This window comes from Sphingobacterium phlebotomi, from assembly GCF_008180195.1.
Classification (GTDB): Bacteria; Bacteroidota; Bacteroidia; order Sphingobacteriales; family Sphingobacteriaceae; genus Sphingobacterium; species Sphingobacterium phlebotomi.
This window is the reverse complement of record NZ_VTAV01000020.1, coordinates 1-14,346: the sequence shown is the minus strand read 5'-3', so window position 1 is coordinate 14,346 and position 14,346 is coordinate 1. Positions and strand designations below refer to the sequence as shown.

At 44.5% G+C, this 14,346-nt stretch carries 14 protein-coding genes; 9 read left to right on the top strand and 5 right to left on the bottom strand.

Features of this window, described 5'->3' with window-relative positions; genetic code table 11:
* Position 1 precedes the first annotated feature (1 nt).
* The 8 genes from FXV77_RS19540 (at position 2) to FXV77_RS19510 (ending at position 10,246) form a co-directional block, all read left to right on the top strand.
* Entirely contained in the window at positions 2–1,174 is a 1,173-nt protein-coding gene (locus tag FXV77_RS19540) for an NRAMP family divalent metal transporter (protein ID WP_148920929.1), read from the top strand.
* Between the two features lie 109 nt (positions 1,175–1,283).
* Complete coding sequence (locus tag FXV77_RS19535; protein WP_246162530.1) at positions 1,284–1,820, top strand: sigma-70 family RNA polymerase sigma factor; 537 nt, start codon at positions 1,284–1,286, stop codon at positions 1,818–1,820.
* A gap of 64 nt (positions 1,821–1,884) precedes the next feature.
* Positions 1,885–2,016: a hypothetical protein gene (locus FXV77_RS22575; protein WP_262713632.1), complete on the top strand. Its 132-nt coding sequence runs from the start codon at positions 1,885–1,887 to the stop codon at positions 2,014–2,016.
* Positions 2,017–2,059: 43 nt separating this feature from the next.
* Positions 2,060–2,980, top strand: coding sequence for a FecR family protein (locus tag FXV77_RS19530; RefSeq protein ID WP_187444189.1), 921 nt, complete (start codon positions 2,060–2,062; stop codon positions 2,978–2,980).
* Positions 2,981–3,023: 43 nt separating this feature from the next.
* Positions 3,024–6,032 carry a SusC/RagA family TonB-linked outer membrane protein gene (locus tag FXV77_RS19525; RefSeq protein WP_148920927.1) on the top strand — a complete coding sequence of 1,003 codons (3,009 nt, stop codon included), beginning with the start codon at positions 3,024–3,026 and terminating at the stop codon, positions 6,030–6,032.
* Positions 6,033–6,043: 11 nt separating this feature from the next.
* Positions 6,044–7,693, top strand: coding sequence for a RagB/SusD family nutrient uptake outer membrane protein (locus tag FXV77_RS19520; protein ID WP_148920926.1), 1,650 nt, complete (start codon positions 6,044–6,046; stop codon positions 7,691–7,693).
* A 5-nt stretch (positions 7,694–7,698) separates the two neighbouring features.
* On the top strand, positions 7,699–8,697 hold the full coding sequence (locus FXV77_RS19515) for a purple acid phosphatase family protein (RefSeq protein WP_148920925.1): 999 nt from the start codon (positions 7,699–7,701) through the stop codon (positions 8,695–8,697).
* A gap of 427 nt (positions 8,698–9,124) precedes the next feature.
* A complete protein-coding gene (locus FXV77_RS19510) occupies positions 9,125–10,246 on the top strand; it encodes a Fic family protein (protein WP_148920924.1) in 1,122 nt (373 codons plus the stop codon).
* A 178-nt stretch (positions 10,247–10,424) separates the two neighbouring features.
* On the opposite strand, the gene FXV77_RS19505 is transcribed toward FXV77_RS19510, so the two are convergent.
* The 4 genes from FXV77_RS19505 to FXV77_RS19485 form a co-directional block, all read right to left on the bottom strand.
* A complete protein-coding gene (locus FXV77_RS19505; protein ID WP_148920923.1) occupies positions 10,425–10,979 on the bottom strand; it encodes a dihydrofolate reductase family protein in 555 nt (184 codons plus the stop codon).
* A 199-nt stretch (positions 10,980–11,178) separates the two neighbouring features.
* Entirely contained in the window at positions 11,179–11,727 is a 549-nt protein-coding gene (locus tag FXV77_RS19500) for a MutS-related protein (protein ID WP_262713631.1), read from the bottom strand.
* 11 nt (positions 11,728–11,738) lie between these two features.
* A complete protein-coding gene (locus tag FXV77_RS19495) occupies positions 11,739–11,951 on the bottom strand; it encodes a hypothetical protein (protein WP_148920921.1) in 213 nt (70 codons plus the stop codon).
* Positions 11,952–12,238: 287 nt separating this feature from the next.
* Positions 12,239–12,937, bottom strand: coding sequence for a putative signal transducing protein (locus FXV77_RS19485; protein WP_148920920.1), 699 nt, complete (start codon positions 12,935–12,937; stop codon positions 12,239–12,241).
* Positions 12,938–13,100: 163 nt separating this feature from the next.
* Here FXV77_RS19485 and FXV77_RS19480 point away from each other — a divergent pair, with 163 nt between their 5' ends.
* On the top strand, positions 13,101–13,595 hold the full coding sequence (locus FXV77_RS19480; protein ID WP_148920919.1) for an ATP-binding protein: 495 nt from the start codon (positions 13,101–13,103) through the stop codon (positions 13,593–13,595).
* Between the two features lie 174 nt (positions 13,596–13,769).
* Here FXV77_RS19480 and FXV77_RS19475 read toward each other — a convergent pair whose 3' ends face one another.
* Positions 13,770–14,213 carry a GNAT family N-acetyltransferase gene (locus FXV77_RS19475; protein ID WP_187444188.1) on the bottom strand — a complete coding sequence of 148 codons (444 nt, stop codon included), beginning with the start codon at positions 14,211–14,213 and terminating at the stop codon, positions 13,770–13,772.
* Between the last annotated feature and the right edge of the window lie 133 nt (positions 14,214–14,346).

Here is a 14,346-nt window from a genome sequence, read left to right as displayed (position 1 = left end):
CATGAATACAAAGAGAAATACGACCTCTGCATTGATCGCGGCAGCGATGCTGATGGCGATATCAGCCGTCGGTCCAGGTTTTTTGACGCAGACTACCGTCTTTACCAAATCATTGGGAGCCAGTTTTGGATTTGTTATCCTACTATCTATCTTTATTGATATCGGCGTTCAGCTCAATATCTGGCGAGTGCTTACATTATCCGGTAAGCGTGCCCAAGATGTGGCCAATCGTGTTCTTCCCGGCTTGGGTGCGGTCTTGTCATGTCTCATTGTTATTGGAGGTTTAGCATTTAACATCGGCAATGTCGCTGGAGCGGGGCTTGGTTTAGAGGCATTGGTTGGTCTTGATGTTACTACAGGTTCAGTTATTGCAGCCTGTATTGCTATTGCCGTTTTTGCTAATCGTCAAGCAGGGCAAGTCATGGATCGTTTCACACAATTGATGGGGATTATCATGATCCTCGCCATTATCTACATTGCCTTTGTCGCTAAGCCACCAGTTGCAGAAGCTGCTCTACGAACGATAGCACCATCTACTATTGATTTTATGGCGATTGTAACCTTAGTAGGTGGTACTGTTGGAGGATACATCACCTTTGCAGGTGGTCACCGGCTTATTGATGCGGGCGTAGTAGGCAAGGAATCCTTACCTGAGGTGAATAGAAGTGCCGTGATGGGCATATCGGTCGCATCGACGATACGTATATTTCTTTTCTTGGCGTCACTGGGCATTATCAGTCAGGGTATGGCTATTGACGATACTAATCCCACGGGATCCGTATTTCAATTAGCGGCCGGCGAGTTTGGTTACCGTTTATTTGGTTTGGTCATGTTTGCGGCAGCAGTTACCTCGGTGATCGGTTCTGCCTATACATCTGTTTCGTTTGTCAAATCGTTCAGCCCATTCATTCAACGGAACGAGAATTGGATCATTATCGCTTTTATTGTTATCTCCACCTGTATCTTCGTCGCGGTCGGCAGACCAGTTAAGCTACTAATCTTGGCAGGTGCGGTCAATGGCATCATTTTGCCGCTATCACTGATTGTAATGTTGATCGCTGCGTATAAGAAAGATATTGTCGGATCCTACAAGCAGCCCCTCTTACTAACATGCATTGGTGTTGTTATCGTTGTTGCCATGACGTGGATGAGCTTGCGAATCCTATTGGGGTAGTGACGCGGATCAAGTCATATTTTTGTTCGTTATTTCATATGTTGCAGTCATAGACTTCATAAAAACATAATATCTTGTTAACCTTTGTCTCCAGAATAAGCCCTTAAATTTGCCTTCTCTTATGGAAGATATCAGAGCAATAAAGGAAGATGACCAGCGTGCTTTTCACCAAGTCTATGACCGGTATCACCAGCAGATCCATGGCTTTATACTGCAACGGACCAAGTCGGAATATGTGGCCGAAGAGGTAACCCAGCTGACTTTTATTAAGTTATGGAAACAACGGGAGATACTCAATGAGCGGCTCGGTATCGATATTCAGTTGTATGGCATGGCCCGACAGGTGATGATTGATGTGCTCCGTAAAGAAGCAACCCGTTTCAAATACGAAGGCGAATACGCCGAGACCCCTTTTACTGACAGTTTGGTCGATGCCATTGAGAGTAAAGACCTTTTGCAGATTATGGAGCAGGACATCCAGAACATGCCCAAGATGCGGCGCTTGGTGTTCGAACTGAGCCGTAAACAAGGTCTGTCCCATAAAGAAATCGCCACGATGTTCTCCATCACACCCAAAGCAGTGGAATACCATATCGGCAAAGCACTCCTCCAGCTAAAACAACACCTCTATTCCGTGATGCTGTAAAGCAAACTTCACGGTTGATACCGTCTCCATATTAAATAATTGTAAAGTCGTTAGGGGTAGTTCGATGAGCCACGTAATATCTATATATGAGGTTCAGAAGAAGACATCGGTGCAACGTGGCGCATCGATCCGAAGCAAGGCGGAACGCGCGCAAAAAGATCTGGGAAGACCCGACGATCATCGAAGAAATGTTTAACGATTCCGAATGGCAGCGCTATCAGGAGGCAGCAGACGACGCTGTGCCTTCGCAGAAAATGGCCCGGCATATCGAAAGCGAGATCGATCGCGACGAACAGCAGGCCCTGCGGCGTGAAGTACGCCTACGGCGTGCTAACCGCGTGATGCAGGTGGGGATTGCTGCGGCGCTGCTCTTCTTTATTTCCTTCCAGCTGTGGCAACCATCGCAGCGGGTAGCGCAGCCGGACGCGCTGCACTATGCACAACAAGACAGCGGGAGGGTAGCCGTACCGCGCTGGGTGTCTATATTCAATGATAGCGATCAAATCGACACGGTGCATCTGCCCGATCGATCTACCGTACATCTATTTGCACAAAGCAGCCTGCGTTACCGCGACGATTTTGCTGTAGCCGCGCGGGATATATACCTCGAAGGGAAAGGGTTTTTTGACGTAGCGAAAGATACGAAAAGACCTTTTAGTGTGTACGCCGGTGCAACGAAAACGACGGCACTCGGGACTTCTTTTACAATCGATACCCACCGCGAGAAACAACATGCGGCGGTAGAGCTGCACACAGGTAAAATTGTGGTGGCATCGACAGCCGATATCCCTGCCTTCGAAAATGTATTCCTTGATCGGAAGGGGGCAAGCTTGTTGTTAGACGCGAATATGCAGATCGTCCGGCCGGAGCGGAAAGAGAAACCAGCCCGTCTTGCGGAGACGGCTGCTCCAGCCACGACCGGAAGCCAATTGTACATGGAAAATATACCCTTGCCCGATGTTTTTGCAACGTTGGAGCAAGCCTACCAAACCAATATTCATATCCAAGATGAGCATATCCGGACCATTCAATATACCGGCATAATCGACCCGGAAAAGGAAACCCTTGTCGACGTTCTGACGGTGATCTGTCTCATCAATGATCTACATTACGACACGCACGAAGATGGATCGTTCCATATCTATTTTAGAAAAAGATAAATGAAAACCTATAAGTCAAACCAACATGTTTAGCACGTATCAAATGAAAAAAAAGAGCCTATTGTGCTTTGCACTTCTTGTAGCTGGAGCAATCCAGGTACAAGCCCAGCAAGAGCAGGTAAAAGGCGCGACTCAGAACGAGTCTGGCAAGTTCCTTTCCGGCGTGAGCATCAAAGCTGTACACGGCGAATCGGGCAGAAGCTTCCATACGAGTTCTTCCGATCAGGGGCTGTTTAGTTTTAGTAACCTGCCCGAGGGCGGCCCCTATCAGTTTATTTTTAGCTACGTCGGTTTCCAGCCGGATACGCTATCGGGATACCGCATTCAGACCGGCCGCCCCCTTGCACTCAGTGTGAAGCTGCAACCAACTACCACCGAGCTGGAAGAAGTCGTGATCGGTTATGGAACGATCTCCCGTAAGGACGTAACCAGTTCGATTACCACCATCAAGGCCGAAGACATGAATGTGGGGGTGTTCGCTTCGCCTGCACAGATGTTGCAAGGAAAAGTTCCGGGCTTAACCATCTCGACAAACAACAGTAACCCGAATGCTACCCCGTCCATCAGCTTGCGTGGAGCTTCCACCCTCCGTAGCGGAGAAGCGATGGAGCCTTATTACGTGATCGACGGTGTGCCGGGAGCATCCCTGAGTTTGGTGGCGCCCGATGACATCGAAAGTATCGATGTGCTTCGAGATGCCTCGGCGACGGCGATCTACGGGTCGAAAGCCGCGAATGGTGTCATCATCGTGACGACCAAACGAGGCAAAGCTGGCCAGACCGATATTACGTACAATGGTTATGTTGCGATAGACGAGGTTGCCAATCGCTATGCTATGATGAACGGTGATCAGTACCGCGCTTTTGTGAACGACAATGGTTTCTCTATGGAGCCGACGGACGATCTCGGAGCGAATACCGACTGGCAGCGTGAAGTGGAACGCACCGGTGTATCGAATAACCATAATATCTCCCTATTAGGTGGTACGGATAAAACACAATATAGTGCAAGTTTAAATACACTGCAAAACAACGGCGTAATTAAAGGAACGGACATGGGCCGCCAGATCGGCCGTGGTTTTGTCCGTACAAAGGCTATAGACGACCGCCTGACAGCGTCCTTCAACGTCAATACGAGTATCACTAAACAAAATGATGTTTTGGCGTTGGGTGACGGTGTGAGTGTATACGACGCCATGTATTACTATCTGCCCGTATCGCCTGTACGGACCGAGACGGGTGCTTGGTATGAAAAGCCCGATCGCTCACAATACGTCAATCCGGTTTCGCTGATTGAAGAAAACACCAATTTCTCCAAAACCAAAGTGATTCAGGCGCATGCCAAAGTAGGTTATGAGATTTTACCAAGTCTTACTTATAATATTGATCTGTCTTTGCAGAACAGACAGTTCAATAATGCACAGTATTACACGGCAAACTCCATGGCAGCACGGAACCAGAACGGTAAAGCCATCCGCGCAGCTGTGGAAGACGAGCGTAGAATTATGGAGATGAACCTGGCCTACGACAAAACATTTGATGGGCTCCATCGGGTTTCTGCCTTGGCCGGTTACTCTTGGGAAGAGAATAATAACAACGACGGATTCCAATTGACTACCTCGGATTACTATGATGATGGATTGGGCTATTACAACCCCGGCATGGCCAATGTGGTCGATTTGCTGGGTTTCGGTAACTACTATCTTTCTACCTTACGGATGATATCTGTCTATGGCCGGGTGAACTATGCCTATAATAGTAAGTATCTTTTTCAGGCCACCGTTAGAAGGGATGGCTCGTCTGCTTTCGGGGCGAACAACCGTTGGGCGACTTTCCCTTCGATTTCTGCTGCTTGGCGTTTATCAGAAGAACCCTTTATACAACAAGTCGGTATTTTTGATGACCTGAAACTCCGTGCTGGTTATGGTGTGAGTGGTAACTCGATGGGTTTTGACGTATTTAGCGCACGACAGGTATACGGTGCAACCTCCAGTTTTTATACCGATGCTTTCGGGAACGATCTTCGTACGCTGGCTGCCCTGCGCAATGCTAATCCCGATCTGCGTTGGGAACGTACGGGCATGTTGAACCTAGGTGTAGACTTCGCTTTCCTAGGGAATCGCTTGAGCGGTAGTATAGAGTACTATGATAAAAACACAACGGATCTGATCTATGATTATGCGGTTTCCACAACAAAATACCTTTATGGCTCCTTAACGGCCAATGTGGGTGAAATCAATAATAAAGGGGTAGAGCTGAGCTTACAGGCTATCCCTGTGCGCTCCGGGAGCTTTAGCTGGAGTACAGGTGTCGTTGCCTCGCATAATAAGAATGTGGTGACCCGTATCTCCAACCAGGAGTTCTCTACCGATTATATCGATCTGGCAGAACTTGGTGGAGCCGGACAAAGTAACGCTTTTCAACAACGCTTGATGGAAGGGGCGCCGATCGGCCAGTTTTATACTTGGGAATGGGCCGGTTACAATGAGGACGGTGTATCGACTTTCTATGTGCGTGATCTAGGAACCGGCGAAAGAACCGGCGAGACGACCATTACACCGGCAAACAAGGATCGGGCTATTACCGGCAGTGCACAGCCGAAGGCTACCTTGGGCTGGAACAACAACTTTACCTATCAAAATTTTGCTTTGACGGCGATGTTCCAAGGCGTGTTCGGGCATCAGATCATGAATGGGACCAGGGCAAGGCACACCAATATTGTCGGTAATGCCGGGCAGAAGAACATTTTAGCCAGCGCGCTAGAGACAGACAAGGTGAGTGACATCAATGCGCATTACCTGTCTGATCGTTATTTGGAGAAAGGGGACTACCTGCGTTTGGCAAACTTGACGCTGTCTTATAACCTGCCGCAGTTCAGTAGTCAGTTTAAGAACATCCGGGTGTATGCTACGGTAAACAACGCTTTCGTTTTGACCAGCTACAAAGGGATAGATCCAGAGGTAGATCTTGGCGGCTTAACCCCAGGGATCGACAACCGACAAACCTATCCGCGTACACGTACTTTTATGTTTGGCCTTAATTTTAATTTATAACCGGAAAAATCATGAAAATGAAACTACATATTTTGGTGTCCGCAGCCGCATTGGCTACGACAATAGCCTCTTGCACGGACCTCGACGTTGATATCAAATCGCAATACACAGAGTTCCCCAGTACCGAAAGAGCAGCGGAAGCGATCTCCGCGGATGTGTATGCCGCGTATCGCGGAGCATTGGGATACAATCACTGGATGGTGCAAACATTATCCTCTGACGAAGCGGTGAGTCTTGCTTTGGGTACCGACTACTACGATGGTGGACGTTTTCGGGAGCTCCATGTCCACAACTGGACGCCGGATAATGCCATCCTCCCGGGGATGTGGGATTCGGCAATGACCGGGATTAACTTAGCAAATAATGTCTTAGCTATTTTTGGAGATGACGAAAGCGAGAAAGCGGCTCCTATGCGTGCCATGCGTGCTTACTTCTATTTCCTATTGATGGATAATTTTGGTGATGTTCCACTGATTAAGGAAAAGATGGAGACGGTACCTGATCGATCGCCGCGAGCCGAGATCTGCCGATTTATCGAATCGGAACTTTTGGCTGTACGGGATCGTCTGTCTGCAGAAGCTTCTGTTGCTAACTACGGGAAGGCCACCAAGTTTATGGCGGAAGCTTTATTGGCAAAGCTTTATTTAAACTGGGCGGTCTATACGAGCCCCGACGTGGCACAATATGCACCGACTATGACCAATGAAAAGTTGAACGAGGTGGTGGCGATGTGTGATGCGATCATAGCATCTGGTCAATTTAATTTGATGAGCCATAAGTTTTTAGAGAAGTTCCGCCCAAATAATGGGCCGCAGATTAAGGATTTCATCTTTGCCATGCCCTATCATCGGGAGAAACAGCAGGGGATGACCTATGCGCGCTTCTGGATACACCGGAGTGGGCAGAGCCAGTTTGCACCCCTACCGCAGAGTGTAGGCGGTACCTTCCGTGTGTTGCCGGCGTTTTTGGATAAATTCCATTTAGAGGGTGATGAACGGAACAATGCTTATATAGGCGGTAAGCAGTACTACTGGTCGGATTATGCGCCGGATTTGTCGCGCCCGTTCTTGATCAAGACTTCGAAAAAAGGCGTTGATCAGGATTATACCGGAGCAGATGCCGATGATATTTTTGATTGGCACATGGAAACCTCACGGGAGATTGTCTTACGTCCGGACGGTGGACCTACGCTAAATGCGGGTAATGACCAGAAAGGACGCTCCATGGGCTATCGCTCCATCAAGTTTTACATGGATGTGGAAGTGACGGCGGCAAATGCACGGAACCAGAGCAATGATGTGCCGATCTTCCGCTATGCGGATGTGTTGTTGATGAAAGCGGAAGCTATCCTTCGGGGAGCGACGCCGACCAACGGTGATTCTCCACAATCGCTTATCAACCAAATCCGGGCATACGTGAATGCACCGGCCTTGTCGACTGCACCTACCTTAGAAGATCTGCTGGATGAGCGTGCCCGGGAATTTACAGATGAATCTTGGCGCCGCAATGACCTGATCCGCTTTGGTAAATTCGAAGACGACTGGGGTTTCCGTTCGTTATATCCAGCCGGAAGGACGGAGAAATATCGCCGTATCTTCCCGATCCCGACATTGGTTATGAACGTGAATACCAAATGGAACCAAAACGACGGCTATAATTAGCGAGGATGAAAAGAAGAGAATTTATGAAAAGCACCTTGGGCGGAGCCCTGGGTGCTACTTTTACCGCGGTGCCTTTTGCTAACTTAGCTGCGGCCCTACCGACGCGGATTGAAAGTGAAGATATCAATGCGCGTGCAGCGCTAACCGACGCCTATGACCTGCATTTTATCGCCGTGGGTGATTGGGGGCGAAATGGGGCAGATCACCAGCTCCAAGTGGCGGCCCAGATGGGCAAATGGGCTACTGAAAACCCAAACGATTTTATCATTTCCACGGGAGATAACTTCTACCCTTCAGGGGTGGTTAGTGAACATGATCCGCTATGGCACTATTCTTACGAAAATATCTATACGGACTTTGCTTTACAATGGGATTGGTATCCCATTTTAGGTAATCACGATTATAAGTCGGATCCGGATGCACAGGTACGTTATTCGGCGATCAGCCGCCGCTGGAAAATGCCCGCCCGTTACTACAGCAAAACTTTTCGTTTGAAGGGAGCGGCTGAGGTTTTGATCGCTTTTATCGATACCAATCCTTTAATCCCGGAATTTTACAAAAACAGCGAATATGGACCCCACGTGGCGAACCAGCAGCCGGAAAAGCAATTGGCTTGGCTAGATGAATTGCTGGGGGCGTCTACAGCGCGGTGGAAAATTGTTGTCGGCCATCACCCGATTTATAGTGCCGGGCCACGTACGGAGAATTACGATACCTTGGCAGTGCGGCAGGTGCTGGAACCGATTTTGGATCGCCACGCGGTTCCGGTATACCTTTCTGGCCATGAGCATTCGCTGCAGCACCTGAAGCTGGACAATAAAAGTACGCATCAGCTTATCTCGGGTGCCGGTTCGGAAATTACACCCGTGAAGGAAGATATCGCTTACAGCCAGTATCAAGCCAGTACCTACGGGTTTATGTATGTTGCGCTTAATCAGGATGAGTTACGCGTGCAATGTATTGATCACGAGGGAAAAGTGACGTATCAAACGGTTGTTTATTAAAAAAATCTTTTTGTTTGCCGTATTTCTGCTTAATGGCTAAAGCGAAATCAACCTATTTCTGTCAGCAGTGCAGATCATTAGCGGAAGTTACGGACGAGAATGCTTCGTGTTTTTGAACAATTTTACGAGGAGGGTATTTCCGAAATCTGTAATCGATAGCGGGTTGGTAGATGGGTTGGTATTGGCGTAAGTACGACCACTATAGACAAGCATATACAGATATTGCGCAATCGTGGTATTTTGGAAAGAGTTGGCAGTGACCGGACAAAGTGATTGATTAAAAAAAGAGTGTTTTATTTTAGTATCAAATTACTTATTTAAAAATATGTAATTATTTTTAAATAAGAATGTTTTTTGTTTAATTTAGCTTATTAAATTTTAAATAAGCATGTGTCGTATTTAAAATACTATCATAAATTCTATTCTAATGAAAGATTTCAAAGCAGGAACCTATATTAATCAAGGATATTACAGAAGCTTTCAGCCCACCGAACTGAACAAGCAATGGCTATTGGACGATATGGAGATACAACAATTGCTGTCCCAAGCTGACCGACAGATGGGGCGTTTGGATATGTATTCCGAATATATCCCCAATATCGATTTGTTCATTAGTATGCACGTCGCCAAGGAAGCAACAAAGAGTAGTAAGATTGAAGGTACACAAACCAATATAGAAGATGCTTTTTTGGATAAAGAAGATTTGGGAGTTGAGCGAAGAGACGATTGGGTAGAAGTTCATAATTATATAGAGGCTATGAACAAAGCTATTCAGAAACTCCACGATTTACCTTTTTCATCTCGGTTGATCCGTGATACACATCGTATATTATTGCAGAGTGTCCGTGGAGAACATAAATTGCCTGGCGCATTCCGTACCAGTCAAAATTGGATAGGTGGTGCCAGTATAAATGATGCTACTTTTATACCACCTGTACATACTTCTGTGCCGGAATTGATGAATGATTTGGAGAAATTTGCTCATAACGATGAATACTTTTTTCCTGATTTGTTAAAGATTGCATTGATACATTACCAGTTTGAGACCATTCACCCTTTTTTGGATGGAAATGGTCGCGTAGGGCGTTTATTGATTACGCTTTACTTGGTAGATAAAGGAATTCTTAAAAAACCTATTTTATATTTATCGGATTTTTTTGAACGCAATCGAGGACTATATTACGATAATTTAATGCGTGTTCGTACGCATAGTGATATGAAACAGTGGCTGAAGTTTTTTTTAGTAGGCATCATAGAAACAGCGAAAAGTGGGGTTGCTACATTCGATGCCATATTAAAATTGAAAAAGGAAAAAGAAGAATTAATACAAAGGACAAGCATACGAAGCCACCATTTACTCAATATATTAGACCATTTATATCAACGCCCCATCATCAACGCCCAACAGGTAGTAGAATTTACAGGCGTATCAATGCCAACGGCCTACAAAATTATTGATGAAATGGAGCAGTATGATATATTAAAAGAAATGACTGGAGGTAAAAGAGGACAAATATTTATGTTCGAACCTTATATAAAATTATTTTAATGGTAATTATGAGATACTGAGGTCATAAAGTCCCTCATTTTTAAACAATATAATACCAATCTGGATACTGGGCCAACCCTCTTTGATGAGTTAGAGGCGAGGCAGTCTGATATCCGTAACAAGATGATTGCACTACTATTTAAGCGAGTTGGGTTAATTGACCAATGGGTCAACTTTTTCAACCGGATTTCACGTAATGGAGCGCTATAGGCCCAGATTTAAATTTGATGGTATCGACCAGTTTGAGATTAAGTTTCTCATGCAGGCTTCCAGTATCTAGCAAATGTCTGCCATTACCTACAATAACAGGATGGATAACAAGAAAAAAATCATCGATAAGACCGACGGCAATCATTTCGGGAAGCAGACTGACACTGTCCATCAGAATGGTTTTTCCGACTTGCTGCTTCAATTTCAGAAGTTCTTCCACAGGATCGCGACGGACGATACAAACGTTTTCGTCGACAACGTCCAACGATCGGGAAATGACAACGCTATCCATAGCGCTAAGCTTTTCAGCAAATCGATTTTCTGCGGGGCTGCCAGACTGATCCCTGGCAACTTCGCGCCAATACGGAAACATAAGCTGGTACATGATGCGACCAAAGAAAAGCAGGTCAACATCGTCCATCATGGCAGTAAAGTAATCTAAAACCGCTTCATCAGGACTGAAAGCGGTGTGGTCACAGTAACCGTCAAGGCTCATGTTGATACAAAATCTTACTGTTCTCATCGTATACGCATAACTGTTATCAGTGCAATAGTACGAGAATCGCTTTTAATTGCGCTTCGCCTAAGACAAGAAAAGTAGGCATTCTTTCAGTTATTGTTGCGGTGTCAAAAATAACTTTTCTAGTTCCTTATCTAAAAACTCTCCTTTTAGATCTTTTGCGATGACTATTCGGATAGAAATACCTAAGTGAATTTCAATCTCAGCCGCCAGACGATTGGAAGAGGTCATAAAGTCCCTCATTTTTAAACAATATCTTACCAATCTGGACACTGGACCAGCCCTCTTTCAATTGGTAACTAAATCTCGGAATCCCACCTTCCACTTTGCAGTCTAAGAAATAAGAATTAACGGCTGTTGATGCCATATCTTTTAATTCATCGATATGTGTCGATATAAAGAACACCGATTGATGGAATTGCGCAAGACCCTGTGTGGTGGCCCGAGTAATCTGCAATGCATCGTTCATATTGGTGCCTTTAAATATTTCGTCAAAAATGGCGAAGATAGGTGTGCCTTCCGACGCTTTAAGCGCAACCTCTTTGAGGTTTTTAACCTCACGCAAAAAATGGCTGTAACCCTGTCGCAAGTTGTCCGTATGATTAATATATATGCAGATGTTCTGGAAAAATGGAAATTTAGCTTCTTCCGCAGGAATAGCAATGCCTAGATGGCCTAAATAAACGGATATAGCGATCGCTTTTAAGAAAGTAGATTTGCTGCCGGCCATGTTTGGCCCCGTGATCAACACGACTTGCTTGTCTAGCGATACGCCGTTACGTATGGGCTTAGGTAATAGCGGATGGTAAACGCCCGTGATTGTAAATGCCGGATCTCCAATGCTAGGGAATCGGTGTCAATAAAATTGGAGATGAGCGTGTATTGCTGTTGTAAGAATATAATAAGTTGGATATATATACCCATAGCCGCATTACGCTTTGCTTTGTTCAACAATAGCAGTAATTTGAATCGCAAGAAATCCTTTAAGTATTTGTTGTCGATTATTTATCGTCTCGATATTTTGAAGCGGGGTCAGGAGAATATCGAGTAATCTATCCCTAGAATAGCTATGGAGGGTATTATCAAATACTTCCAGAATATCCGTACTTAATGGTATCGTTCATAATTCATTCCAATAAAGGTAACATAAGGCACATTCAACATCATTCAGCTCAGTTAAACTTGTTGTTAAGGCAAACAATTAATAATGCACCAACTTGGGTAAGTCAAAGTACATAGCGTATATTTATATTTTAAGAAGTCTAATAAATTAAGTGATTTAGTAATTTATTAGGGTTCGTGTCTGTGATCTTTAGTAAAAACAATATGCTAAGTACCGTTACACCGATTCCGAAAATTATTCGACCGTGTTTCCGATCTTGAACCGTATATGACCAGACTTTCTCGCCGTTTGGCAAAGTTTTTTTTGCATTCGATAGTGCATATCCGATCGCTATTCCGAGTGCGCCCCCGAGAATAGAGAATATGTATCCCATCACAATCATGTAGCGCTTGCTTTTTTCTGGTTTAGCCAAATCTAAAAGCCTTTCATTCTTCATCGCAGTCAACATATCTGAATCTACCTCTTCGCCGCGCTCTAGTAAGATTTCGTTTGCAAGGCGATAATCAAATTTACTCCATTCATCAGGCTTTTGTAGTATTTCAATAAGCTCCTTGTTCGTGAATTGGTAGAGGTAGTGATCACCTTCGCTAGCAATGAGTTCTGCTTCCTCGTACTTCGCTATGAGGGTATTTGCACGGTCTTCATCTGCTCTGTGTATTTGGAGTTCGTATTCATGTCCTGCGGTACTACCTAGAAATGACATATCAACACCGGGTGGGATGTCCTTAATATTCGACTGGATATCACTTTCAGCTAGTATATTCTGATAGTTTTTAGCATCCTCTATACTGGAGAAGGTTCTAAAGACAAAAGGATCATTATCGCTACTGCTTTTCATTCTGTTTTGGTTGTACGCATAACTTAAAGGTATTGTTCATAATTAATTATACCAATAAAGATAACAATAAACTGTTATTACAGAGTAATGAATTGCTCATTTTGCGCAACACCCATCGTTACGTTGCCGGCAAGCAGAATAGCTTCGACGTACAGGGAAATCAATGTCAAGGTACATAGCAGGTAAAATGGAAGACAATAGGGTGAATCGTATCGAGATTACCTCTTATGGCTCGTTGATCGATGGTCTAGACAAGAAAGATTTCTTTGCTGGGGTTTCTATACCACGAAATAGGGAATTGATGCGGGTGTATCGGGATCTGGAATTGGTGGAGCAGTTGGGGTCGGGCATTCCACGTATTTTGCAGAGTTACGGACGAGAATGCTTCGTGTTTTTGAACAATTTTACGAGGATGGTATTTCCGAAATATGTAATCGATAGCTGGTTGGTAGATGGGTTGGTAGATACACAGCAGAAGATATTAGGTCTGGTCCATGCTAATTCGAAAATATCAAAACGTGTTATGGCAGATCATATTGGCGTAAGTACGACCAATATAGACAAGCATATACAGATATTGCGCAATCGTAGTATTTTGGAAAGAGTTGGCAGTGACCGGACAGGGCATTGGAAGATCAATGTTGTACCCGAGCAATAGTGGAATACATACGCTTTAGACAAAATGATGTTGATTTGATTTTCCAAGATGAAATTCACGGGAATTTGTTTGAACAGAATGAAAAAACGAATAAATCCGCCATCGTGGAAGGTGTGTATACTAATACGCGTTGGCAATATCCTGTGGTCGCATTTTGCGACCTCAATTCAATTCTCATATATTATAATTATAAAATTTAAATGAACTTTCTTTGAACCCCATTTTTTCATAGAGGGTTTGAGCGGGATTATCTTTTGCGGTACTTAAAGAAATTCTAACACACTCGTCTCTTTGTGCAATTTCTATACTCTCGTTTATTAATAATTTGGCTATCCCTTGTTTCCTTTCAGTTTCTATAACATAAAGATCATTTAATACATATGCTTTTCTTAACGAAGCCGAAGAAAAAGTAGGGTAGAGCTGGGCAAATCCGATAATACTTCCATTTCTTTCTGCATAGAGTAGGATTGACTCATTGTTTCCCAGTCTTTTTCGTAGAAAATCTATTGTTCCCGGACTATCTTTTTCCATTCCGTAGAATTCCCGATACAGCGAAAAAATCGGTTCTATTTTGATCGCGTCATTTGCGGACGCAAGTTTTATTTCGATATTTTTCATAATTATATTTTTTAAGAACATGTCTCATCATGAAAAAACTTTATAGATTTTAATCATTGTAAATCGTCAGCAAAAAGTGGACACGATATTTTAAAAACTTAAGGAGTGTTTTCATCAAAAACGTTAGATTTAA